Origin of the sequence: Rhabdaerophilum calidifontis (assembly GCF_008641065.1) — a bacterium.
Taxonomy (GTDB): Bacteria; Pseudomonadota; Alphaproteobacteria; order Rhizobiales; family Beijerinckiaceae; genus Rhabdaerophilum; species Rhabdaerophilum calidifontis.
The window spans coordinates 203,028-226,685 of the sequence record NZ_VTRS01000004.1 but is presented as its reverse complement, the minus strand read 5'-3'; the positions used below and the strand labels follow the sequence as shown (position 1 = coordinate 226,685).

The following is a 23,658-nucleotide window of genomic DNA, read 5'->3' as shown; positions in this document are numbered from 1 at the left end:
TGCCTCGTCAGGCCGAACGCGCCAGCAGTGCCGCGCCCCGGCTTTCCAGCGCCGCGACCAGTCGGTCGTGCAGCGGGGCATCGGCCGAGAAGGCGTAATCCGGCGCCACGACGAGCACGCGCCGGGCGCCGTGGGCGACCAGCCGGTCTGCCAGCACTGCGACGCGCTCCCGCGCCACGAGCAGGCTCAGCATGCCGGCCTCGCGCCCGAGGATCTCCGCGCCTTCGGCTTCGAGTGCGGCTTCGAGCGCGGCATCGGGCGGCGCGGCGAGCCGCGCGCGCAATTCGCGCTTCGTCCGCGCCTCCTCCTCGGCATGGATGCGCGCCAGCACCTGCCGGGCGAGTTCCCGCGCCGGAGCGGACCAGGGCGCGGCGAGAGAGGCGACGAGATGCGCCTCCGATTTCAGCATCGTGCCATCCGCCAGCACCTTCAGCGCATTGGCGGCGAGTGTCGTGCCCGTCGTCGTGATGTCGACGATGATATCCGCCGTTCCGGCCGCCGGCGCGCCCTCGGTGGCGCCGAGGCTTTCGACGATGCGGTAATCCGAGATGCCATGCGCCTTGAAGAAGCGCCGCGTCAGGTTGACGTATTTGGTCGCCACGCGCAGCCGCCGCGCCTGACGCTGGCGGAAATCGGCCGCGACCTCCTCGATATCGGCCATGGCATGGACATCGATCCACGCCTCGGGCACCGCGACCACGACATTGGCGTGGCCGAAGCCGAGCGGGGCGAGCATCTCGACCCTTGTTTCCGGCTCGGCGAGCGATTCATGCAGCAGGTCGGCCCCCGTCACGCCGAAATGCACGCCGCCGCGCGCCAGTTCCCCGGCGATCTCGGAGGCCGAGAGGAAGGCGATCTCCACGCCCGGCATGCCCGTCACGCTGCCCCGGTAATCGCGCGCGCCGCGCGGCTGCACGATGGGCAGCCCGGCGCGGGCGAAGAAGGCGAAGGCGTTTTCCTGCAGGCGGCCCTTGGAGGGCAGCCCGATCGTCAGCACCGGCCCGCTCATGCCCCGATCTCCCCGGCGAGCCGGTCGACCCAAATTGCGGCCCCGATCGCCGGCACATTATGCCCCAGCCGCTCGAACAGCCGGTCATAGCGCCCACCCGAGGCGATCGGCCGCTCCGCGCCCGCGCGGCGGATGTCGAAGACGAAGCCGGAATAATAATCCATGCTGCGCGAGAACCCGGCGCCGGCCTGGATCCGCGCGAGCGGCAGCCCGCGCGCCTCGAGAAAGCCGGTGCGCAGATCGAACCGGTCGAGCGCCGTGCCGAGATCGAGCCCCGTCTCGGCGGCGAGCGCGCGCAGGCGTTGCGCGACCTCATCCGGCTCGCCCTCGATGGCGAGGAAGCGGCGCAGGATTTCGGCCTGCTCGGCGCCGAGCGCCTGCGCTTCCTCCCGCGCGCGATCGAGAAAGCGCCGCGCGATATCCTCCGCCGAGCGGCCGCCGGTGGCGGAAATCCCGGCGATCGACAGGAGATCCTTCACGAAGGCGCGCGCCTCGTCCGGATCGGCGCCCTTGAGCGCATCCAGCACGCCGGGATAGCGCGCGAGCCCGCGCGGCTCGGCCTTCCGCTCGGCAAGGCGACCGGGATCGAGCAAAGCCGCGAGCCGCCCCTCGCCGAGCGCCAGCACCAGTTTGCGCGCCGTGGCGGCATCGAGGCTCATCGCGCCGATCAGCGCCGCGAACAGCCCGAGATCCCCGATGGTCACCGCAAGATCGCCTCCCTCCACCGCCTCGCTGACGGCGAGGAATGTCTCGGCGAGGATGTCGGCATCGGCGGCCTCGCGATCCGTCCGGCCGATCGATTCGAGGCTGATCTGGAGAAACTCGCCGGTTTCGCCCGGCCTGTGGCGGAAGACCGGCCCTGCGAAGACCTGCTCGACCCGCCGACCGATCACGCCGCCCTTGAGATAGGCGAGTGCGGCGGGAATGGTGAATTCCGGCCTGAGGCAGAGTTCGTCGCCGGCCTCGTCCGCAGTGACGAACAGCCGCCGCCGGATTTCCTCGCCCGAGAGTTCGAGGAACGGCTCGACCGGGTGCAGCACGCCGATCTCGGCTGGCTGGAACCCTGCGCGTCCGAGCCGCGCGACAAGCCGCGCAACCTCGCCCTCCGGCAGCAATGCCGGCATCCGCGCCGCTCCGGCAGCCTTGCTTCGCATGTCGCTCATCAGCTCGCCTCCTGGTCGCCGCATGGCGGCAACGGGGAATGGGGCAGCGCATAGCATCGCGAGGCCCCCCGCGCGAGCGGAAAGCGCCGCCGCGCTTAATGGTTTGGGTTAGCGTCCATGCCGCGCCAGAATGTTCCGCACCGCCTCGACCACGCCGGAAACCGGCACGGTGACCTGCGCCTCGGCCTGTTTCGAGAGGTATTCGGCGCGGTCCTTGATGCCGGAGAGGGTCGCGCCGAGGATCAGGTCCTTCACCTGCGCCGTCCCCGCCGCGCGCTCGTTCGAGCCCTGGATGATGGCGACCGCCGAATTGCGCCGGTCGGCGTATTTGAGCTGCGCCTTCATGCCGGAATCGCCGAGATAGAGTTCGGCGCGGATATCGTTGCCGCGCAGGTCCGCGACGATTTTCTGGGTGCTCGCCATGGCCTCTGGCGTGCGGTCCATCGCCAGCACGATCACCGGGCCGGGTTCGGGCCTGGTTGAAACCTTGCCGAGCGCCTGAAGCGCGGCGAGCAGCCGCGAGACGCCGATCGAAAAGCCGGTTGCCGGCACTTTCTCGTCGAGAAACCGCGAGACGAGCCCGTCATAACGCCCGCCGCCCCCCACCGAGCCGAAGCGGATGGGGCGGCCATCCTCGTCCTTCACCTCGAACAGCAATTCGGCTTCGAAAACCGGGCCGGTGTAATATTCGAGCCCACGGACGACGGATGGGTCGATGCGGATGCGGTCCGGGCCGTAGCCGGCAGCGCGAACAAGCGGTTCGAATTGCGTCCGCATCTCGTCGATTGCATCGAAGTAAACGCGGGGAACCACGCCAGCATGCAGGTCGGGGGGGCTGTGCCTGGCTGCGGTGAACTGGCTCATCAGCGGAATGAGGGACGCCATGTCCTGCGCGGCGAGGAGGCCGAGAACGAAATCCGCCTCGTGGTCCGACAGGCCGGCGCCGGCGGTGAAATCTCCGCTCTCGTCCTTTCGGCCAGAGGTCAGCAGCAGCTTGATTTGATCCGGGGGCAATTTGTCGGCCTTGTCCATCGACCGGAGGACCGTCAGTCGACGCGTCTGGTCCCGCTCCCTGTCCAGCCCCAAGGCATCGAGAACGCCATCAAGGATCTTCCGGTTGTTGACCTTGATGACATATTGCCCGCGCGGAATGCCGAGCGCCTCCAGCGTATCCGCGGCCATCATGCAGATCTCGGCATCGGCAGCGACGGATGATGCCCCCACCGTATCGGCATCGAACTGCATGAACTGGCGGAAGCGGCCCGGCCCCGGCTTCTCGTTGCGGAACACCCAGCCGGCGCGATAGCTGCGATAGGGTTTCGGCAGGTTCTGCCAGTTCTCCGCGACATATCGGGCAAGCGGCGCGGTGAGATCGTAGCGCAAGGACATCCATTGCTCGTCGTCGTCGCGGAGCGAGAAGACGCCGGCATTGGGCCGGTCCTGATCGGGCAGGAACTTGCCGAGCGCATCGGTATATTCGAGGAACGGCGTCTCCACCGCCTCGAAGCCGTAGCGGTGATAGACCGCGCGGATTTTCGCCATCATCGCCTCGGTGGCGGCGATATCGGCGGCATTGCGGTCCTGCAACCCGCGCGGCTTGCGGGCCTCGGCGCGGGCGGCCGAGGTCTCGGGTTTTGGGGCGGTCTCGGGCTTCGGGGCGTTTTCGCTCATGCCGCGCGTCTAGCGCGCGGGGCGGGGATTGTCACCCCGTCATGCCTCGCCGGTCTCGCGTGCCTTGAGCGTCAGGTAGATGTCGAGCAGCTCGTCGATATCGTTCTCGTCGGGCGGGCGGCCATGCGCGGCGTCAAAGCGCGCGGCGATCTCGCGGTTCGCCAGCAGCATCGTGATCGCCTCGCGCGGCGGACGGCCCGCCTCCACCGCGAGTTCCGCCTCGGAAAGCGCGACGCCGAAACGAGCGAAGAGGGCGGCGAGCATGCGGGCATCGGACATCACGGCGACTCCTCGTCGTGGCAGGCGCGCGAACCATGCGGGATCACGCGGCACCTTGCCTTGATCCGCGGCAAACCCGCCCGCGTCAAGCCAAAGTTACGCGATGGCGCGGATCAGCCGCCCGAGCTTGTCGACGGTCTCGTCGATTTCAGCCTCCGAGATCACCAGCGGCGGCGTGAGCGCCAGCGTCTCGCCGGTATTGCGGACCATGAAGCCGTAATCCTCGAAACCGCGATGCATCGCGGTGAAGGCGCGCTTGCCGAAGGCATCGGGGATCGAGGCGAGGTCGATCGCCGCCGTGAGCCCCACCGTGCGGATGTCGAGCACGTTCGGCAGGCCCTTGAGCGTGAAGATCGCATCGGCCCAGACCGGTTCGAGCCGCCGGGCACGGGCGAAGAGGTCTTCGTCGCGATAGACATCGAGCGAGGCCATCGCCGCCGCACAGGCCAGCGGATGCGCCGAATAGGTGTAGCCGTGGAAGAACTCCACCATATGCTCCGGGCCCTTCATATAGGCGTCGTGGATATGCCGGCGGGCGATCACGCCGCCCATCGGCACCGTGCCGGAGGTCACGCCCTTGGCGAAGGTGATCATGTCCGGCACCACGCCGTAGCGCTCGGCCGCGAAGGCGGCGCCGAGCCGGCCGAAGCCACAGATCACCTCGTCGAAGATGAGCAGGATGCCGTATTTGTCGCAGATCTCGCGCAGGCGCTTGAGATAGCCCTTCGGCGCCGGCAATACGCCGGTCGAGCCCGCCATCGGTTCGACGATCACCGCCGCGATGGTCGAGGCGTCGTGCAGCGCGACGATCCGCTCCAGCTCGTCGGCGAGATGCCCGCCCCATTCCGGCTCGCCCTTGGTGAAGGCCTGCTCGGCGCGGTTATAGGTATGCGGCAGATGATCGATATGCGGCAGGAGCTGCGTCGCGAAGGCCTTGCGATTGGCCAGCATGCCGCCGACCGAGATGCCGCCGAAGCCGATGCCGTGATAGCCCCGCTCGCGCCCGATGAAGCGGCAGCGATTCGATTCGCCCTTCGCATGCCAATAGCCGAGCGCCATCTTCAGCGCGGTATCAACCGCTTCCGAACCGGAATTGACAAAGAAGACATGGTCGAGATCGCCGGGCGCCATGGCCGCGAGCCGGGAGGCGAGCTGGAAGCCGAGCGGATGCGCGAACTGGAAGGGCGGCGAATAATCGAGCGTGTCGGCCTGCGCCTTGATCGCCTCGACGATCGGGTCGCGGTTATGGCCGGCATTGCAGCACCAGAGCCCGGCGGTGGTATCGAGGATCGCCCGGCCGTCCTGGGTGTAGTAATGCATGTCCTTGGCGCGCGTGACGATGCGCGGCGCCTTCTTGAACGCCCGCTCCGCCGTGAACGGCATCCAGAAGGCTTCGAGATCGTTCGGCTGGCTGAGGGTCGTCAGGGGCAGGGCGCCGGATTTCGCCATGAAGCTCTCCCAAGGCTGAGCGCGTGGAATTGCAACGATACGCCCGCTCCGCCGGGAAACAACCCCCAAAAACCGCGCAATCTTGGTGGAATCAGCGGGCGGGGGCCGGAGAAACCACGTCGTAGCCGGCCGCCTCGATGGCGCGGATCAGGGTCTCGCGCGCGGCGCCGGCATGGGCGATGCGCACCTGGCCGGAGGCGAGATCGATCGCGACCTCGGCCGCCGGCGCGGCACCCTTCACCGCCCTTTCCACCGCAGCGACGCAGCTCTGGCAGCCCATGCCGTCGACTTTGATCTCGATCGTCTCGCTCATGGCGATGCTCCTTGGGTAGGACGTCTTCGGAAGATGGGGAGCCGCACTGCGCGCGCAACGCCGGCGACGCGCGGCTCAAAGATTGCCGCCGGGGATATCGACCCCCGGAATATCCTGGTCGAGTTCGAGGAACGGCAGGTCCGGCTCCTCGCACACGGCCTCGGCCTCGATTTCGACGAGGTAATCGGGATGCGCAAGGCCGGCGACCTCGATATAGGTCGCCGTTGTCAGGTGTCCGCCGAGCCGTCGGTCGCGGATCGAGCGGTGCAGCCCCGCCGAGCCCGGCACGGTCGTGTAGACATTGATGCGGATGAGATCGGTGATCGCCATTCCGGCCTCGGCGAGAATGGCCTCGATATTGTCCCAGGCCTGTTCGAATTGCGCGCGCAGCCCGTCCATTGGCTTGCCGTCAAGACCGATTCCGACCTGCCCGGAAATCACCAGGCGGCGGGCGCGGGCGGAATGGACGATGCCATGGGCGTAGCGCGAGGCTGACGGCGCGATCGAACGTGGATTGATCGTCTTCGGCATGCCCGGCTTCGCCTCCGCAGGCGCGCAACACGCGATGCGCGCAGAGATCAGGTGATGCAACCAGGGAAGGCGCCCGCGCCCAGAATGCGACTCGGCAGCCATCCCGATGTCAATCTAGGGAGGCGAAACAAGCTTGAACAGGAGGATTTCCACAGGCTCGTTGTCGGGCCGGGCCTCGCCAAGTGCCGGCGGAGCGCGTAGCCTTTTTCGGGTGATTCGGGCTGGGCTGGCGGCGCAAACAATGCGTTTTCGACAAATTCTTCTGGTAAGCATGCTCGCCGCGCTGGCGGCGGGGCTATCCGTTCTGGCACATCGGTTCGACCAGCTCTGGGTCGCGGTGGCGGGGATGTCCTTCGTCTTCGCGGGGGGCGGGTTGTTGCTGCATTTCCGCGGCGGGGCGATCTTGCGTGAGCTTGATGTGCTGCGCGAGCATCTGGAGGCCACGCGCCAGCATGCCGGCCTGCTGGCGCGTCATACCCGGGAGTTGCGCGAGACCTTTCTGCATGCCGGGGGCAATGGTGAAGAGACGCCGGTTCATCCGGCCGATTTCGCCACCTTGAGCGCGCTGGTGCGCGATCTCGCCGACGGTGTTGCCGAACTCGATCGCCGCAGCGAGGCTGTGGAAGCGGAGATCGCGGAGCTGCACCGGACGCGGGGCGCCGCGCAGCGGGCGGCCGCGCCGACGCCGGGCTGGCTGGCTGCGGGCAAGGCGTCGCATGCGCCGGCAATGCCCCGTTCCGCGCCCGCCCGCCCCGGCTTCGGCGCCGCGGCAGCAGGCGAGGCGGAACTTCCGGAGCTTGGCGGCGCAGGTCGGGCCGCCGGTGCCGGCTTCCGCGATTCCGGTCTGCATGCATCGCAGATCCCGCCGGCGGAGCCGTATCGCCCCCAGGCGGGGCAAGGGCCGGCGAGCCAGGGTTCGGCGGAATTCGCCGCGAGAATGCCCCCTCCCGCTCCGCGCATGCCCGCGATGCCGGAGCCCGAGCGGCCGCGCGAGCCGATCGAGGCGCCGCCGGCCGCGCCCGAGCCGCGCGCCGTCCACGAGGTTCCGCTCGCGCCGCGCATGCCCGCGGCCAACGAGCCGCCGCGGGCCGTGCGTCAGCTTGTCGCCGCCGCGATCGCCGCGGACCGGTTCGATCTCTTCCTCCAGCGCGTCGTCGGGCTGCCGCAGCGGCGCACCCGCGGCTATGACGTTTCGCTGCGTCCGGATGGCAGCGATGTCGCGATCCCGAATACCGATATCCGTCAGGCGGTGGAGGCGGTCGGCAACCAGCTGACCTTCGACCGCAAGCTGATGATCCAGGCCGTGCGCCTGGCGCGCGTCTTCGAGCAGCGCGAGCGCGACGTCTTCCTGTTCACCGATATCTCGCAGCGCTTCCTGATGAGCGAGGCGGCCTTCGACGAACTCGACGCGCTGGTGGCCGATGTGCCTGCCGCGCCGCGCCGCATCGTGCTCTGCCTGCCGCAGCGCTTCTTCAAGAAGGCCGTGGCCTTCGAGCATGAGGCGTTGCGCACGCTCGGCAAGATGGGGTTTTCGTTTGCGATGCGGGATGTCGAGGATCTCGATATCGATCCGGTGCGGCTGGAACAGAGCGGCGTGCGCTGGATCCGGATGCCCGCGAACCGCTTCCTTGCCGTGGCCCAGGAGAACGAGACGCTGCTTGATGTCGCGACGACGGATTTCGTCGCGCTCCTCGCACGTCGCCGCGTGAATTTCATCGCCGACCAGGTGACGGACGAGCGCGAGATTGCGGAGTTGCTCGACCTGAACGTGGAGTTCGGGCATGGGCTCGCCTTCGCGCCGCCGCAGGCGGTCCGCTCCGATGTGCTCGATCCGCCGAGCCAGACCGATCCGCCGCGGCCGCCGGAGCCGGCGCCGGAACGGCGCAGCCTGCGGGATCTTGCGCGCCGCGCCTGAGGCGGCTACGCGGCGGATGTCCGGCGCCCGGCCGGAAGCGGTCGAGCCCGGATTGTCATGATCGAACCTGTTCCGCTGGTCGCGGGCCTCCGCGACCTCGTTGCCCGCTACGATGCGATCATCAGCGATGTCTGGGGCGTGCTCCACAACGGCGTGGTCGCCACGCCGGGTGCCGCACCGGCGCTGGCGGCGGCGCGGGCTGCGGGCCTGCCGGTGGTTCTGCTGACGAATGCGCCGCGGCCGCCGGATTCGATCCGGGCCCAGCTCCGCGAATTCGCAATCGCCGACACCGCCTATGACGTAATCGTCTCGTCCGGTGGGGTTGCGCGCGAACTGATCGCGGCCGAGGGCGATGCACCCTTTTTCCATCTGGGTCCCGCGCGCGACCGGCCGGTCTATGCCGGGCTCATCGCACGACCCGCGCCGCTCGAGGCCGCGCGTTTCATCCTCTGCACCGGGCTTTTCGACGATGAGCGCGAGCAGGCGGAGAGCTATCGCCCGCTGCTCGAGGCGGCACGGCAGCGCGGCCTGCGGCTCCTGTGCGCCAATCCCGATCTCCTGGTGGAGCGCGGGAGGCGGCTCATCCCCTGCGCCGGGTCGGTGGCGGCACTCTATGAAAGCCTGGGCGGCGAGACGATCTGGATCGGCAAGCCGAAGCCGCTGGTCTACGCGGCGGCGCGGAAGGCGCTGGCCGAGATTTCTGGGCGGGACATTCCCCCCCACCGCATCCTGTGCATCGGCGATGCCTTCCGCACCGATATCGCCGGCGCGGAAGGCGCAGGCCATGACAGCCTGATGATCCTGGCCGGCATTCACGGCCACGAGATCGGCCTTGCGCCGGATGGCGGCTATGATCCCGCCGCCTTCGCGCGGCTTGCGGCCGAAAACGCCGCGAGGCCGACCATGAGCATGGTCAGCCTCGTCTGGTAAGATGTGGGGCGCGGGGGTCAGGCGTGCAGCGACTGGCAGACGGCGTCGATCTTGGCCTTCAGCGTCTGGGCGTTGAACGGCTTCACGATGTAATTGTTGACGCCGGCGCGCTTGGCCGCGATGACGTTCTCGGTCTTGGATTCGGCCGTGACCATGATGAACGGGGTGGCATGAAGGTCGCGATCGGCACGCACCTGCTTGAGCAGTTCGTAGCCCGTCATCGGCTGCATGTTCCAGTCCGAGATCACGAGGCCGTATTTGCGCTCGCGCATCTTCGCCAGCGCCTCCGAGCCGTCGGAAGCCTCGTCCACTTCCTCGAAGCCAAGTTGCTTCAGCAGGTTGCGGATGATCCGAACCATGGTCTGGTAGTCGTCAACGACGAGAATCGGCATCGAACTGTCGAAAGTCATGACCCGCTCCAAAAACGCTCATCCCAAGGAGTCCGGCCCCCGTTTGGCCTGCCGGTCTCTTGCCTGGAAGGAACTATCTCACCCAGGAGTTGTATCCCCTTCAGCACTCACCTTATGCAGGGGCCGATTGCCAACGCGTTAATGCGTCGCGGCGGCAACGGAGATTCCGGCATCCGCACCGGCCCCTGGCCGGCATGAACCTTCCGACGTGGTTGACAATGAACGAACGCGCCTGCCGTGACTATTCCGAGTGGCAACCGGGGGCTGCGCTGGGCGCTGGCTATCCGCCGGCGCCCTCCGCACGGAGCCGCGCGGTCGCGATCGGCAATTTCGACGGCGCGCATCGCGGCCATGCGGCGGTGGCCGCGGCCGCGCGTGCGGCGGCCGGCCCCGGCCCGGCCGAGATCCTCGCGCTGACCTTCGAGCCGCATCCCCGCCGCTTCTTCCAGCCGGACCGGCCCTTCTTCCGGCTGACGCAGCCGGAACTGCGTGCCGAGGCCCTGGCGGGGATCGGTTTCGACGGCGCGGTGATCCTGCCGTTCGATCGCGCGCTGGCCGATCTCTCCGCGGGGGATTTCGTGCGCGAAATCCTGGTCGCGCGGCTCGGCGTGGCGGCGGTGGCGGTGGGGGAGGATTTCCATTTCGGCAAGGGCCGCGCCGGCACGCCGGATTTCCTCGTTGCCGAAGGCGCGCGGCACGGCTTCCGCGTGGCGCTGGTGCCGCCCCTGCGCGATGCGGAAGGCGGCGTCATCTCGTCCTCGGCGATCCGGGCCGCGCTCGCGGCCGGGGAGCTCGCGCGCGCCAATCGTCTGATCGGCCACGCTTATACGATCGAGGGGGCGGTGATCCATGGCGCGAAGCGGGGGCGGGATCTCGGCTACCCGACCGCGAATATCGCGCTCGATCCCGGCTGCGGGCTCGCGCATGGCATCTATGCGGTGCGGGCTTCGGGCCTGGGGCGCCGGTTCGACGGCGTGGCGAGTTTCGGCCGCCGTCCGCAATTCGATAATGGCGCGCCGCTGCTGGAGGTGCATCTGCTCGACTTCGCCGGCGATCTCTATGGCCAGCGGCTGCGCGTCGCCTTCCACGCCTATTTGCGCGCCGAGGCGCGGTTCGAGAGCCTGGAGGCGCTGATTGCGCAGATGGACCAGGATCGCGATGCGGCCCGCCGCCTGCTCGCGATGCCCGGCCGCGATGCTTCCCCAAGCGGCGAAGCCCTGTTATAGCCAGCCGCATGATCGGACGGATGCTCCTCGCGGGACGAATTATGATCCCGGCCCGCGCGCGTTGACCGCGACGCGCCCCGGGCCGGGTGTTCCCTTCCTGTATCTTCCCGTCACGCCGAAAGCTGATCCTTCCGCCATGACCGACAAACCCGCGTTCGATTATTCGAAGACCCTGTTCCTGCCCGACACCGAGTTTCCCATGCGGGCCGGCCTGCCGCAAAAGGAACCGGAAATCCTCGCGCGCTGGGAGAAGATCGATCTTTACCGGCGCATCCGTCAGGCCTCCAAGGGCAAGCCCAAATTCGTGCTCCACGACGGCCCCCCTTACGCCAACGGCAACATCCATATCGGGCACGCGCTCAACAAGATCCTCAAGGATCTGGTGACGCGCTCGCAATCGATGCTCGGCTTCGATTCCAATTACGTGCCGGGCTGGGATTGCCACGGCCTGCCGATCGAATGGAAGATCGAGGAGGAATACCGCGCTAAGGGCAAATCGAAGCCCGAGCTGAAATCCGGCGCGGCGATCAACGCCTTCCGCGCCGAATGCCGCGCCTATGCGACGCATTGGCTGAATGTCCAGCGCGAGGAGTTCAAGCGCCTCGGCGTCACCGGCGATTGGGCCAACCCCTACCAGACCATGACCTACCCCGCCGAGGCGCAGATCGCCCGCGAGATCATGAAGTTCAAGGATAACGGCCTGCTCTACCGCGGCTCGAAGCCGGTGATGTGGTCGGTGGTCGAGAAAACCGCGCTCGCGGAAGCCGAGATCGAGTATCACGACCACCAGAGCGACATGGTGTGGGTGAAGTTTCCGGTGAAGCCTCCTGCCGCTGGGCAAGGCGCGGCCACCGCACATCCAGCTGCTGTTCCGCCCGGGCTTCTCGATGCCAGTATCATCATCTGGACGACGACACCCTGGACGCTGCCCGGCAACCGCGCCATCGCATTCTCTTCAAAGATTGCCTATGGGCTTTATGAAGTTACGGGCAATGAGCGCGATTTCGGGCCGAAGGTCGGCGAGAAATACATTCTTGCCGACAAGCTTGCCGAAGCTGTTGCCGGGGCGGCGAAAATCACGCTGAGCCGATTGGATGCGGTCACGTCGAGCGAGCTTGCGTGCTGCATGTGTCACCACCCCCTGCGTGACCTTGGGTTTGATTTTTACGTCCCACTGCTCGATGGCGACCACGTCACCGATGATGCCGGCACGGGCTTCGTCCACACCGCACCGGGGCATGGCCGCGAGGATTTCGAGATCTGGACCGCTGCGGCGACGCAAGCGATGCTGCGCAAATACAAAATCGACCCCGCCATCCCCTTCACCGTGGATGACGACGGCTTCTACACCGCCGAAGCCCCCGGCTTCGAGGGCAAGCGCGTCATCACCGACAAGGGCGAGAAGGGCGATGCCAACGAGGCCGTGATTGCCGAACTCATCAAGGCGAATGCCTTGGTGGCCAGGGGCCGGCTGAAGCATCAATACCCGCATTCCTGGCGCTCGAAGAAGCCGGTGATCTTCCGCAACACGCCGCAATGGTTCATTGCGATGGACAAGCCGTTCAAGGTCGATGGGCTTCCGGGCGAGGTTTCGCTGCGCCAGCGCGCCTTCGAGGCCATCGCGAAAACCGAATGGGTGCCCGCCGCCGGCGAGAACCGCATCCGCGGCATGGTCGAGAACAAGCCGGATTGGGTGATGAGCCGCCAGCGCGCCTGGGGCGTGCCGATCACCGTGTTCGTGCATCGCGATACGAAGCAGATGCTGATGGACGCGCGTGTCGATGCGGCGATCGCGGCGGCCTTCGAGGCCGAAGGCGCGGATGCCTGGTTCGCGGATGGCGCGGCCGAGCGGTTCCTCGCGCCCTTCGGGCATGATCCGGCAGCCTACGAGATGGTGACCGACGTTCTCGACGTCTGGTTCGATTCGGGTTCGACGCATTCCTACGTGCTCGAAGACCCGGTGAATTTCCCCACGCTCGCGGGCATCCACCGCCAGATCGAGGGCGGCAGGGATCGGGTGATGTATCTCGAAGGCTCGGACCAGCATCGCGGCTGGTTCCAGTCCAGCCTGCTCGAAAGCTGCGGCACGCGCGGGCGCGCGCCGTTCGACGTGGTGCTCACCCACGGCTTCACGATGGACGAGCACGGCCGCAAGATGAGCAAATCGCTCGGCAACGTCACCGTGCCGCAGGAGGTCATCAAGGCGTCCGGCGCTGATATCCTGCGGCTCTGGGTCGCGAGCGTCGATTATTCCGATGACCAGCGCATCGGGCCGGAGATCCTGAAGAGCCTCTCCGAGCATTACCGCAAATTGCGCAACACCATCCGCTGGATGCTCGGCGCGCTGAAGCATTTCGACGGCCGGCCGGTCGAGACCGCGGGGATGCCCGAACTCGAACGGCTGATGCTCCATCGCCTCGCGGAACTCGATCCCGTGATCCGCGGGGCCTATGCGGCATTCGATTACAGGAAGGTTGTGACCGAGCTCTCGACCTTCATGAATACCGAGCTTTCGGCGTTCTATTTCGACATAAGGAAAGACACGCTCTATTGCGATCCCCTGTCCAGCCCTGAGCGCAAGGCCGCGCTGACGGTGATCGACCGGCTCTGCGATTGCCTTCTCGGTTGGCTCGCGCCGGTGCTGGTCTTCACCGCCGAAGAGGCCTGGCTCGCGCGCCATCCGGGTGCGGAAGGTTCGATCCACGAGGGCGAATTCCTCGCCATTCCCGCCGCCTGGCGCGACGATGCGCTCGCCGCGAAATGGGAGAATATCCGCGCCATCCGCCGCGTCGTCACCGGCGCGCTGGAGATCGAGCGCGCCGAGAAGCGGCTTGGTTCGTCTCTGGAAGCGGCGCCGCGCGTGTTCGTCGCCGATGCGGCGATGCGCGCGGCGCTCGACGGGATCGAGTTCGCCGATATCTGCATCACTTCCGGCATCACGATCGAGGCCGGGGAGGGGCCGACCGAGGCGTTCCGGCTGGCGGAGGTTCCGGGCGTTGCTGTCGTCCCGGCCAGGGCCGCCGGCGTCAAATGCGCGCGCTCCTGGCGCTATTTCGACCCGGAAACCGCCGATCCGGATTTCCCCGGCATCACCCCCCGCGATGCGCGGGCGATGCGGGAATGGCTGAAGGCGAACCCGGATGCCGCCTGAGGCGGGGGGCGCCGTGCCGACGGCCTCGCCCCGCCTCGTGCGGCTCGGCCTCCTCGTCGCCGCGCTGACGCTCGCGCTCGATCAGGCATCGAAGCTCTGGCTGCTCTTCGCCAGCGACATCCGCCTCACCTACCCTTGGGCGGTGCTGCCGTTCCTCGATCTCACGGTCGTCTGGAACCGCGGCATCTCCTACGGGCTCTTCCAGCAGGAGGCGGAATGGGGCCGCTGGGCGCTGACGGCCTTCAAGATCGGCGCGGCGATCTTCCTGCTGGTCTGGCTCCGGCGTGCCGCAAGCCGGGCCGAGGCGGCGGGCATCGGCCTGATCATCGGCGGCGCGCTGGGCAACGCGATCGACCGCATCCTGCACGGCGCGGTGTTCGATTTCGCGCATGTCCATGTCGGCGATTTCAGCTGGTATGTCTTCAATGTCGCCGATGCCGCGATCGTTGCCGGCGTTGGCGCCATGCTGCTCGGGCAGCTCGGTCAGGCGCGTTCCGCCCCCAAATTGCCCTGATCTTTCGCTCAAAGACCATTGGTGGTATCAAGCGGCCTTTCGGTGGAGTGAGAGATGCATCTGAAGGCGATGATCGCGCGGGCCCTGCTGAGCCTGGCGCTTCTTGGCGGCGCGTTTGCCGGCATGGCGGCGCTGGCCCCGGCCTCCGCGCAGGATGGCATCATCATGCGCAATATTCTCGGGCGGATCGGCCTGCTCCCCGAGGAGAAGGAGCCGATCGAATATCGCGAGCGGCCGGGCCTCGTCGTCCCCAAGCAGCTCGACACGCTGCGCCCCCCCGAGCCGACCGAGGGGCATACGAAATCGGCGCAATGGCCGAAGGATCCGGATGTCGTGGCGCGGGACCGCGAGCGCGCGCGCCGCAATGCCGGCGGGCTCTTCCCCTCGCGCAACGATCCGATCGAGGGCGGCCGGCTCAGCGTCAACGAGATGGCGGCCGGCCGTTCGGGGCGGCGCGACACGCTCGGCGAGAGCAGCATCCCGATCAACGACAAGGCCGGCGTCCGGATGTCCATCGAGGATATCGACGCGGCGCAACGCACCGCCTCGGCGCCGAGCTATCCGCCGGGCACCGAGCCGCCCCGCCGCTATCTGACCGATCCGCCGACCGGCCTGCGTCTTCCGGCCTCGACGGCGCCGATCGGCCGCAAGACGGGCTCGGATGGTCCGGCCGTGGACAACCTCAAGGTCAACGACGCCTGGAAACGCCAGGATTGATGAATCGCTAGACCTGATGGCGACCCGGCGTCGCGGCCCTTGCCGTGACGCCCATAGGCCCCCATTCTTGCGCCATGCGCGCCCGTCGCGCCGGCTTCCCGGCGCATGGGCGACCATCATTCCTGCTTTCGAGGGCCTCCGATGCCGAAACCCGCGCCAGTCGATCATCTCCGCCTCGCCAACGGCATGGAGGTGGTGGTGATCCCGGATCGCCGGGCGCCGGTGGTCACGCATATGGTCTATTTCCGCAACGGTGCCGCGGATGATCCGCCCGGCAAGTCCGGAATCGCGCATTTCCTCGAGCATCTGATGTTCAAGGGCACGAAGATGCATCCGAAAGGCGCGTTCTCGGAAATCGTCGCGGCGCTGGGCGGGCAGGAGAATGCCTTCACCTCCTATGATTACACCGCCTATTTCCAGCGCGTCGCGCGCGAGCATCTCGGCCGGATGATGGCGCTGGAGGCCGACCGCATGGTGCATCTGGTGCTGGAGGGGCCGGAGGTCGATTCCGAACGCGATGTCGTCATCGAGGAGCGCAAGATGCGCACCGATGCCGATCCGGCGGCGCAATTGCAGGAAAGCCTGCTGGCGACGCTCTACGTCCACCATCCCTATGGCACGCCGGTGATCGGCTGGGGCCACGAGATCGAGGGGCTCGGCCGCGAGGATGCGCTCGCCTATTACCGCCGCTTCTACCGCCCCGACAACGCGATCCTGATCGTCGCCGGCGATGTCGAGACCGCCGAGGTGCTGCGCCTCGCCGAGGAGACCTATGGCCGGCTGAAGCCGGGCGACGCCGAGCCGCCGCGTCGGGCGCGGGTGCGCGAGCCCGAGATCCGCGCCAGCCGCCATGTCCGCCTCGCCGATGCCAAGGTCGAGCAGCCGACCGCGCAGCGCGCCTATATCGTGCCCTCGCATGCCACCGCGGAAGGCGGCGAGGCCTTCGCGCTCGAAGTGCTGTCCCAGCTTCTGGGCGGCTCGGCGACGAGCCGGCTCTACCGCAGCCTCGTGCTCGAGCGCGGCCTCGCCGTCTCGACCGGTGCCTGGTACTGGAACGACGCGCTCGATATGGGCCAGTTCGGCACCTATGCCGTGCCGGCGGAAGGCGTCGATCTCGACGCGCTCGACAGCGCGACCGAGGCGGTCCTGGCCCGCCTGCGCGAGGAGCCGGTGGGCGCGGCGGAGCTGGAGCGCGCCAAAACGCGGCTGATCGCCGACATGATCTATGCGCAGGACAATCAGGCGCATCTCGCCCGCATCTATGGCTCGACGCTGACGACCGGCGGCGCGGTCGAGGATGTCCTCGCCTGGCCGGAACGCATCCGCGCCGTCACGGCGGCGGAGGTGCAGGCCGTTGCCGTGAAATATCTCCAGCCAGGCCGCGTCGTGACCGGCCATCTCGTGAAGGCCGCCGCCTGATGCGCTCCGCCGATGCCACGCTTCCGAAATCCGTCCCCGCCGCGCGGGCCGCGAGCCCGGCCCGCGTCCGCGAACTGGTGACGCCCGCCGGCCTCGTCGTCTGGCATGTCGAGGATTACACGGTTCCCGTCGTCTCGATCGAATTCGCCTTTCTCGGCGGCGCCGCGCAGGATCCGGCGGGCCGGGCCGGGCTCGCCAATCTCGTCGCGGGCCTGCTCGACGAGGGCGCCGGCGATCTCGGAGCCGAGGCGTTCCAGGAGGCGCTCGAGGAGAAGGCGATCGAATTGTCCTTCGATGCCAGCCGCGATCGGGTTGACGGGTCGCTCCGCTTCCTCGCCGAGCATGCCGGCCGTGCCTTCGAACTGCTCGGGCTCGCGGTCTCGGCGCCGCGCTTCGAGACCGGGGCGATCGACCGCGTCCGCGCGCAGATCATCGCGGGGCTGAAGCGCGACGAATCCGATCCCAATGTTCGGGCGCGGGAGACGCTCCAGAGCCGCGCCTATGCCGGCCATCCCTATGGCCGGTCGGCGGACGGCGTGATCGCCGAACTCGCGGCCATCGACCGCGATCTCGTGCTGGCGCAGCACGGGCGGCTTTTCGCGCGCGACGCGCTGCGGATCGTCGCCGTCGGCGCCATTTCGGCGGAGGCGCTCGCGGCCGGGCTCGACCGGGCCTTCGCGAACCTGCCCGCCGGCGCGCGGCTGGACGCGATCGCGCCGGCCGCGATGCAGAATGCCGGCCTGCGCGAGATCGTCGATCTCGACATCCCGCAATCGACGCTGCTGCTCGCCCTGCCCGGCATTGCGCGGAAGGATCCGCTGCACATGCCTGCCATGGTTCTCAACCACATTCTCGGCGGCGGCAGCTTCACCTCGCGGCTCTGGACGGAGGTGCGCGAGAAGCGCGGCCTCGCCTATTCGGTCTGGTCGATGCTGGCCAATCGCCGCCATGGCGCGTTGTTCCTGGCCGGCACCGCGACCAGCAACGAGCGGGTGGCGCAATCGCTGGCGGTGATCCTCGACGAGATCGAGCGCATCACCCGCGAGGGCGCCGGCGCCGAGGAACTCGCCCGCGCGAAGAGCTATCTTACCGGCTCCTATGCCCTGCGCTTCGATACCTCGCGCAAGATCGCGCATCAGCTTCTCGAAATCCGCATCGAGGAACTCGGAATCGATTATATCGACCGTCGCAACGACGAGGTGAACGCCGTCAACCTCGATTCCATGGCCGAGGCCGGACGGCGGCTGTTTGCCGATGCACGGCCGCTGATCGTGGTGGCCGGCCGGCCGCAGGGGATCTGACGCCGGTGCGGGAACCGGCGCGCCTTGCATAAGCCGCGCTGGCATGGCAGCAGCATGCGCGGGTCGCTCTTCGGCGGCCGCACGGGAAGAAGGGCGATGGCGATGCATGCGAGTGCCGATCTGATCGTCGACCGGCGCAGGCTTCGCCGGCAGGTGACGTTCTGGCGGGTGCTTGCCATCCTCGTCCTTGTCGGCGCCATCATTGCGGCCGGGTTGGTGTTCGGCCGTGGCGGGCTCGGCGGGGCGCAGCCGCATATCGCCCGGATCCGCATCGAGGGGCTGATCACCGGCAGCCAGACAACCTTCGACCTGCTCCGCCGCACCGAGGAATCCGGTGCACGGGCGGTGATCCTGCGCATCAATTCCGGCGGCGGCACCACGGCCGGCTCGGAAGCGCTCTACAATGAGGTTCGGCGACTCGCGCAGAAGAAGCCGGTGGTCGCCGTGATCGAGGGGATCGGCGCCTCCGGCGCCTACATGACCGCGCTCGGCGCAGAGCGGATCTTCGCCAACGGCTCGGCGCTGGTCGGTTCGATCGGCGTGATCGCCCAGATCCCGAATGTCGCGAAACTGCTGGAGACGCTCGGCGTCAAGGTCGAGGCGGTGCGCTCGACGCCGCTGAAGGCGATGCCGAACGGGATCGAGCCGACGACCCCCGAGGCGCGCGCCGCGCTGGAGGAAACCGTGCTCGACACCTATCGCTGGTTCCGCGCGCTGGTCGGCGAGCGGCGGCGACTTGAGGGCGAGGCGCTGGCGCTTGTCACCGATGGCCGCGTCTTCACCGGGCGGCAGGCGATCACCTTGCGGCTGGTTGATGCACTTGGCGGCGAGCAGGAGGCCATCGCCTGGCTCGAGACCGAGAAGGGCCTGCCGAAGGGCCTGCGGGTCCGCGCCTATGCGCCGGATGATTCGCTGCGCCGCCTCTCCGGCTTCCGGGCCCTCCTCGGGCTGCTCGGGTTCGAGGCGGAAGCGGCGGGGCTTGGCGCCGCCGCCCGTGCGGCGCTTGGCGTAGACGCGCTTGACGGGCTGGTCTCCGTCTGGCACCCTGCACGCTAATAATCATTCTTTTTCAATATCATAACTTCAATCGGGCGAGACCCCCAACAAGAGGTACGATCGATGATCAAGTCCGAGCTCGTGCAGAAGCTGTCCGAACTCAATCCGCATCTCTACCAGCGCGATGTCGAGATCCTGGTCAACGCCATCCTCGACGAGATCACCGACGCGCTGCGGCGCGGGGACCGGGTCGAGCTGCGCGGCTTCGGAACCTTCTCGATCAAGGCGCGCGAGGCGCGGCAGGGCCGCAACCCGCGCACCGGGGAGAAGGTGCCGGTTTCGAGCAAGGTCGTGCCCTATTTCAAGAGCGGCAAGGAAATGCGCGACCGGCTTAACGCCAAGCCCGGCGCCGCGCGCCGCGCCTGATCACGATGGGCTTCCCGTCGAGCCCGCCCCGGAGGCCCCCATGCTGCGCGTGCTGAAGCTTCTCGTCATCCTGCCGGTTGCGGCGTTGCTGATCCTGTTCGCGGTTGCGAACCGGCAACCGGTGACGCTGATCCTCGATCCGTTCGGGGCCGGGCCGGAGGCCCTGCGGGTGACGATTCCGCTCTTCGCCTTCTTCTTCGTGACGCTGGCGATCGGAATTGTTGTCGGTTCGGTCACCTCCTGGTTCGCGCAAGGCCGGCATCGCCGGGCGGAGCGGCATTTCCGGCGCGAATGCACCCGACTCGAGGGTGAGAATGCCCGCCTCAAGGGCGCGGGCGGCTCCGCCTCCGCCGCCCTCTCGCTGCGCGATTGAGCGCGGCGATGCACATCATCGATGCGGCCGGGGTGGATGCCGCGCTGACCTTCCCGCGCCTGATCGCCGCGATCGAATCCGCGCTTCGGGCGGAGATCGTGGTGCCGGTGCGCCATCATCACACGATCGAGCGGGCGGAGGGCAACGCGACCCATCTCCTCATGCCGGCCTGGGCCAAGGAGGCGGGTGGCTATATCGGGGTGAAGCTCGTCAATGTCTTCCCCGGCAATGCCGCGCGGGGCCTGCCGAGCGTGATGGGGAGCTATGTCCTGATGTCGGGCGAGACCGGCGCGCCGCTTGCAATGCTCGACGGCACCCGGCTCACCCTGTGGCGGACAGCGGCGGCTTCCGCGCTCGCGGCACGCTATCTCGCGCGACAGGGCGCGCGGACGCATCTGATGATCGGCGCCGGGGCGCTGGCGCCGTTCTTCCTCCGCGCCCATCGCGCGGTGCGTCCGATCGGCCGCAGCCTGATCTGGAACCGCAGCCGCGCCCATGCCGAGGCGGTCGCGGCCGGGCTCGCCGCGCATGGAATCGCGGTCGAGGTGGCGGATGATCTCGAAGCGGCCGTCCGGCAGGCCGACATCGTCTCGACCGCGACACTCGCGAAGACGCCGCTCGTGCGCGGCGCCTGGCTCAAGCCCGGCTGCCATCTCGATCTCGTCGGGGCCTTCACGCCCGAGATGCGCGAGAGCGACGACGATTGCGTCCGCCGCGCGCGGCTCTTCTGCGACACGCGCGGCGGCGCGCTGAAGGAGGGCGGCGATCTCGTCCAGCCGATCCGCGCCGGTGTGATCGCCGAGAGCAAGGTCGAGGCCGATCTGTTCGATCTCGCGCGGGGAAATGTGACGATCACCCGCGCGGAAGAAGACATCACGCTCTACAAATCGACCGGTGGGGCGATCTTCGATCTCGCGGCCGCGGGGCTGGTCGCCGAAGCCTCGGGGATCGTGGCATGACGCCGCGGAGCGCCCTCCCGCTTCTCGTCAAGATCTGCGGGGTTCGGACGGCGGAGGCGGTCGAAGCGGCCATTGCGGCCGGTGCGGACATGCTCGGCCTCAATTTCCACCCGGCAAGCCCGCGCTATGTCGAGCCCGGCATGGCCGCAGATCTGGCGCGGCGTGCGCGCGGTCGGGCCGCGATCGTGGCGCTGGCGGTGGAGCCGGCCGATGCGCAGCTGAGCGCCTTGCGTTCCGCCGTCGCGCCCGATCTCTGGCAGTTTCACGGCGCCGAAAGCCTTGAGCGCATCCGCGACCTGCGCGCCGTGTTCGGCCTGCCGGTGATGAAGGCGCTCGGTGTCGCGACCGCCGCCGATCTCGCCGCCGTTCCGGCCTATGCCGCGGTGTCGGACCGCATCCTCCTCGACGCCAAGCCGCCGAAGGATGCGGCCTATCCCGGCGGGCATGGCAGGGCGTTCGACTGGGGCGTTCTTGCCGCGCTTCCCCCCGGGCTTCCCTTCATGCTATCGGGCGGTCTCGCGCCGGAGAATGTCGGCGGAGCAATCCGGACGATCCGCGCCATGGGGTTGAACCTCGCCGGCGTGGATGTGTCCTCCGGCGTCGAATCGGCGCCGGGGGTCAAGGATCCGGCCAGGATCAGCGCCTTCATCGCCGCCGCGCGAGAGGCAGACGGGGTTTGAGGCGAATGGTGCTGCACGCGAGGCCGAACGAGAGGCCGAATTCCTTCCGCACGGGGCCGGACGAGAACGGCCGGTTCGGGTTGTTCGGCGGGCGCTTTGTCGCCGAGACGCTGATGCCGCTGATTCTCGATCTGCAGAAAGCCTATGAGGCGGCGAAGGGCGACCCTGCCTTCCAGGCCGAAATGGCGAGCATGCTCACCCATTATGTGGGCCGGCCCTCGCCGCTTTATTTCGCCGAACGGATGACCGAGCATCTCCGGGAAGTTGCCGCTGCTTCCGGCCTTTCCGGCGGCGCGAAGATCTACTTCAAGCGCGATGAACTCAACCATACCGGCGCGCATAAGGTGAACAATGTGCTCGGGCAGATCCTGCTCGCGCGGCGCATGGGCAAGAAGCGCATCATCGCCGAAACCGGCGCCGGCCAGCACGGGGTCGCGACCGCGACGCTCTGCGCGCGCTATGGCCTGCAATGCGTCGTCTATATGGGCGCGGTGGACGTGGAGCGGCAGAAGCCGAACGTCTTCCGCATGAAGATGCTCGGCGCCGAGGTCGTCCCCGTCACCTCCGGCTCGAAGACGCTGAAGGATGCGATGAACGAGGCGCTTCGCGATTGGGTGACCAATGTCGCGGAGACGTTCTACTGCATCGGCACGGTGGCGGGTCCGCATCCCTATCCGGCCATGGTGCGCGATTTCCAATGCGTGATCGGCAACGAGACACGCGCGCAGATGATGGAAGCCGAGGGGCGGCTGCCGGACAGCCTCGTCGCGGCGATCGGCGGCGGCTCGAACGCCATCGGCCTGTTCCATCCCTTCCTCGACGATCCGTCGGTCGAGATTTTCGGCGTCGAGGCGGCGGGGCACGGCCTCTCCTCGGGTCTGCACGCAGCCTCGCTCACCGGCGGAAGGCCGGGCGTGCTGCACGGCAACCGCACCTATCTGCTGATGGACGAGGACGGGCAGATCCAGGACGCCCATTCCATCTCCGCCGGGCTCGATTATCCCGGCATCGGGCCGGAACATGCCTTCCTGCACGATGCCGGCCGCGTGACCTATCTCTCCGCGACCGATGACGAGGCGCTCGCCGCCTTCCAGCTCTGCGCGAAGCTCGAAGGCATCATCCCGGCGCTCGAACCCGCGCATGCGCTGGCCAAGGTGATGGAACTCGCGCCGAAGAAGCCGCGCGACCATCTCATGGTGATGAATCTCTGCGGGCGTGGCGACAAGGACATCTTCACCGTCGCCGAACATCTCGGGGGGATGTGAGCATGTCCCGCCTCCCCACCACCTTCGCCGCCAACGCCGCAGCCGGCCGCGCCAGCCTCGTGACCTTCGTCACCGCCGGCGATCCGGACCCCGAGACCAGCCTCGCGATCGTCAAGGCCCTGCCAGGCGCGGGGGCCGACGTGATCGAACTCGGCATGCCCTTCTCCGACCCGATGGCCGATGGCCCGGCGATCCAATGGTCGTCGATGCGCGCGCTGAAGGCGGGCATGACGCTGAAGGGCACGCTCGCGCTCGTCGCCACGTTCCGGAAGACCGATGCGCAGACGCCCATCGTTCTGATGGGCTATTACAACCCGATCTATGTCTATGGCGTCGCGCGCTTCCTCGCCGATGCGAGGGAAGCGGGCGTCGACGGCCTCATCGTGGTGGACCTGCCGCCGGAGGAGGATGACGAACTCTGCCTGCCGGCGCTCGCCGCCGGCCTCAACTTCATCCGCCTTGCGACCCCGACAACCGACGATGCGCGCCTGCCCGCCGTGCTCGCGAACACCTCGGGCTTCGTCTATTATGTCTCGATCACCGGGATCACCGGCGCGGCGACGCCGGATTTTTCGAAGGTGAGCGCGGCGGTCGCGCGGATCAAGCGGCACACGGCGCTCCCGGTCGCGGTCGGCTTCGGCGTCAAGACGCCCGAGCACGCGGCCGCCGTCGCGCAAGGGGCGGACGGCGTGGTCGTCGGCTCGGCGCTGGTCGAGACGATCCGCACCTCGCTCGATGGCGCGGGGAAAGCCACGGAGGGCACCGTCGCGGCGGTCACGAGCCTCGTGCGCGGTTTGGCCGATGCCGTGAAGGCTGTTAGGAAGTGACTTAACGCTGCGTCTGTAGTTGAGCCGCCTTACCTTGGGCACCGCCCGAAGGGCGAGGAGCGAATGCGACGCCGAGCTTATGCGAGGGAACCCGGCGCAGCCGGGAACAGGACATGTCCTCCACCACCGAAAGC

The 23,658-nt window shown here is 68.1% G+C and carries 23 protein-coding genes; 15 read left to right on the top strand and 8 right to left on the bottom strand.

Annotated elements, in window-relative coordinates; genetic code table 11:
• Nucleotides 1–7: 7 nt before the first annotated feature.
• The 7 genes from hisG to FWJ24_RS09165 all read right to left on the bottom strand — a co-directional run bounded on the left by hisG (nucleotide 8) and on the right by FWJ24_RS09165 (nucleotide 6,415).
• The gene (gene hisG / locus FWJ24_RS09195; protein WP_150287514.1) at nucleotides 8–1,009 is read right to left on the bottom strand and encodes an ATP phosphoribosyltransferase; all 1,002 of its coding nucleotides are present in this window, start codon (nucleotides 1,007–1,009) and stop codon (nucleotides 8–10) included.
• A complete protein-coding gene (locus FWJ24_RS09190; protein ID WP_166443646.1) occupies nucleotides 1,006–2,172 on the bottom strand; it encodes an ATP phosphoribosyltransferase regulatory subunit in 1,167 nt (388 codons plus the stop codon). Before FWJ24_RS09190 ends, hisG begins: the two co-directional genes overlap by 4 nt.
• Before the next feature lie 108 nt (nucleotides 2,173–2,280).
• Nucleotides 2,281–3,843, bottom strand: coding sequence for a histidine--tRNA ligase (gene hisS / locus FWJ24_RS09185; RefSeq protein WP_150287512.1), 1,563 nt, complete (start codon nucleotides 3,841–3,843; stop codon nucleotides 2,281–2,283).
• A gap of 39 nt (nucleotides 3,844–3,882) precedes the next feature.
• The gene (locus FWJ24_RS09180) at nucleotides 3,883–4,122 is read right to left on the bottom strand and encodes a hypothetical protein (protein WP_150287511.1); all 240 of its coding nucleotides are present in this window, start codon (nucleotides 4,120–4,122) and stop codon (nucleotides 3,883–3,885) included.
• Between the two features lie 96 nt (nucleotides 4,123–4,218).
• Entirely contained in the window at nucleotides 4,219–5,571 is a 1,353-nt protein-coding gene (gene aptA, locus FWJ24_RS09175) for an omega-aminotransferase AptA (RefSeq protein ID WP_150287510.1), read from the bottom strand.
• A gap of 91 nt (nucleotides 5,572–5,662) precedes the next feature.
• Nucleotides 5,663–5,884 (bottom strand): heavy-metal-associated domain-containing protein, encoded by a 222-nt coding sequence (locus tag FWJ24_RS09170; RefSeq protein ID WP_150287509.1) that lies wholly within the window; start codon nucleotides 5,882–5,884, stop codon nucleotides 5,663–5,665.
• 75 nt (nucleotides 5,885–5,959) lie between these two features.
• Nucleotides 5,960–6,415 carry a RidA family protein gene (locus FWJ24_RS09165; RefSeq protein WP_166443645.1) on the bottom strand — a complete coding sequence of 152 codons (456 nt, stop codon included), beginning with the start codon at nucleotides 6,413–6,415 and terminating at the stop codon, nucleotides 5,960–5,962.
• A 271-nt stretch (nucleotides 6,416–6,686) separates the two neighbouring features.
• Between FWJ24_RS09165 and FWJ24_RS09160 the strand changes: the two genes are divergently transcribed.
• Together FWJ24_RS09160 and FWJ24_RS09155 are read left to right on the top strand one after the other, a co-directional pair.
• Nucleotides 6,687–8,330, top strand: coding sequence for an EAL domain-containing protein (locus FWJ24_RS09160; RefSeq protein ID WP_206110819.1), 1,644 nt, complete (start codon nucleotides 6,687–6,689; stop codon nucleotides 8,328–8,330).
• 57 nt (nucleotides 8,331–8,387) lie between these two features.
• Entirely contained in the window at nucleotides 8,388–9,260 is an 873-nt protein-coding gene (locus FWJ24_RS09155) for a TIGR01459 family HAD-type hydrolase (RefSeq protein ID WP_150287506.1), read from the top strand.
• A gap of 17 nt (nucleotides 9,261–9,277) precedes the next feature.
• Here FWJ24_RS09155 and FWJ24_RS09150 read toward each other — a convergent pair whose 3' ends face one another.
• Entirely contained in the window at nucleotides 9,278–9,670 is a 393-nt protein-coding gene (locus FWJ24_RS09150) for a response regulator (RefSeq protein ID WP_150287505.1), read from the bottom strand.
• 218 nt (nucleotides 9,671–9,888) lie between these two features.
• On the opposite strand from FWJ24_RS09150, the gene FWJ24_RS09145 reads away from it, so the two are divergent.
• From FWJ24_RS09145 to trpA, 13 genes are all read left to right on the top strand, one after another.
• Entirely contained in the window at nucleotides 9,889–10,896 is a 1,008-nt protein-coding gene (locus FWJ24_RS09145) for a bifunctional riboflavin kinase/FAD synthetase (RefSeq protein WP_150287504.1), read from the top strand.
• A 136-nt stretch (nucleotides 10,897–11,032) separates the two neighbouring features.
• On the top strand, nucleotides 11,033–14,047 hold the full coding sequence (ileS, locus tag FWJ24_RS09140) for an isoleucine--tRNA ligase (protein ID WP_150287503.1): 3,015 nt from the start codon (nucleotides 11,033–11,035) through the stop codon (nucleotides 14,045–14,047).
• Nucleotides 14,037–14,561, top strand: a complete 525-nt coding sequence (gene lspA, locus FWJ24_RS09135; protein ID WP_150287502.1) for a signal peptidase II — start codon at nucleotides 14,037–14,039, stop codon at nucleotides 14,559–14,561. Before ileS ends, lspA begins: the two co-directional genes overlap by 11 nt.
• A 54-nt stretch (nucleotides 14,562–14,615) precedes the next feature.
• Complete coding sequence (locus tag FWJ24_RS09130; protein ID WP_150287501.1) at nucleotides 14,616–15,278, top strand: hypothetical protein; 663 nt, start codon at nucleotides 14,616–14,618, stop codon at nucleotides 15,276–15,278.
• 141 nt (nucleotides 15,279–15,419) lie between these two features.
• Nucleotides 15,420–16,697: a M16 family metallopeptidase gene (locus FWJ24_RS09125; protein ID WP_246155632.1), complete on the top strand. Its 1,278-nt coding sequence runs from the start codon at nucleotides 15,420–15,422 to the stop codon at nucleotides 16,695–16,697.
• The gene (locus FWJ24_RS09120; RefSeq protein WP_150287499.1) at nucleotides 16,697–17,998 is read left to right on the top strand and encodes a M16 family metallopeptidase; all 1,302 of its coding nucleotides are present in this window, start codon (nucleotides 16,697–16,699) and stop codon (nucleotides 17,996–17,998) included. Before FWJ24_RS09125 ends, FWJ24_RS09120 begins: the two co-directional genes overlap by 1 nt.
• A gap of 96 nt (nucleotides 17,999–18,094) precedes the next feature.
• Complete coding sequence (sppA, locus tag FWJ24_RS09115; protein WP_246155631.1) at nucleotides 18,095–19,054, top strand: signal peptide peptidase SppA; 960 nt, start codon at nucleotides 18,095–18,097, stop codon at nucleotides 19,052–19,054.
• Between the two features lie 63 nt (nucleotides 19,055–19,117).
• A complete protein-coding gene (locus tag FWJ24_RS09110; protein ID WP_150287498.1) occupies nucleotides 19,118–19,420 on the top strand; it encodes an integration host factor subunit beta in 303 nt (100 codons plus the stop codon).
• A gap of 40 nt (nucleotides 19,421–19,460) precedes the next feature.
• Nucleotides 19,461–19,793: a lipopolysaccharide assembly protein LapA domain-containing protein gene (locus FWJ24_RS09105; RefSeq protein ID WP_150287497.1), complete on the top strand. Its 333-nt coding sequence runs from the start codon at nucleotides 19,461–19,463 to the stop codon at nucleotides 19,791–19,793.
• A gap of 8 nt (nucleotides 19,794–19,801) precedes the next feature.
• Nucleotides 19,802–20,752 (top strand): bifunctional Delta(1)-pyrroline-2-carboxylate/Delta(1)-piperideine-2-carboxylate reductase, encoded by a 951-nt coding sequence (lhpI, locus tag FWJ24_RS09100; protein WP_150287496.1) that lies wholly within the window; start codon nucleotides 19,802–19,804, stop codon nucleotides 20,750–20,752.
• Nucleotides 20,749–21,432 (top strand): phosphoribosylanthranilate isomerase, encoded by a 684-nt coding sequence (locus FWJ24_RS09095; protein ID WP_150287495.1) that lies wholly within the window; start codon nucleotides 20,749–20,751, stop codon nucleotides 21,430–21,432. The genes lhpI and FWJ24_RS09095 overlap by 4 nt, the downstream gene beginning before the upstream one ends.
• Nucleotides 21,433–21,437: 5 nt before the next feature.
• Nucleotides 21,438–22,697 (top strand): tryptophan synthase subunit beta, encoded by a 1,260-nt coding sequence (gene trpB, locus FWJ24_RS09090; RefSeq protein WP_150287494.1) that lies wholly within the window; start codon nucleotides 21,438–21,440, stop codon nucleotides 22,695–22,697.
• Nucleotides 22,698–22,699: 2 nt separating this feature from the next.
• The gene (trpA, locus tag FWJ24_RS09085; protein ID WP_150287493.1) at nucleotides 22,700–23,524 is read left to right on the top strand and encodes a tryptophan synthase subunit alpha; all 825 of its coding nucleotides are present in this window, start codon (nucleotides 22,700–22,702) and stop codon (nucleotides 23,522–23,524) included.
• Nucleotides 23,525–23,658: the final 134 nt, after the last annotated feature.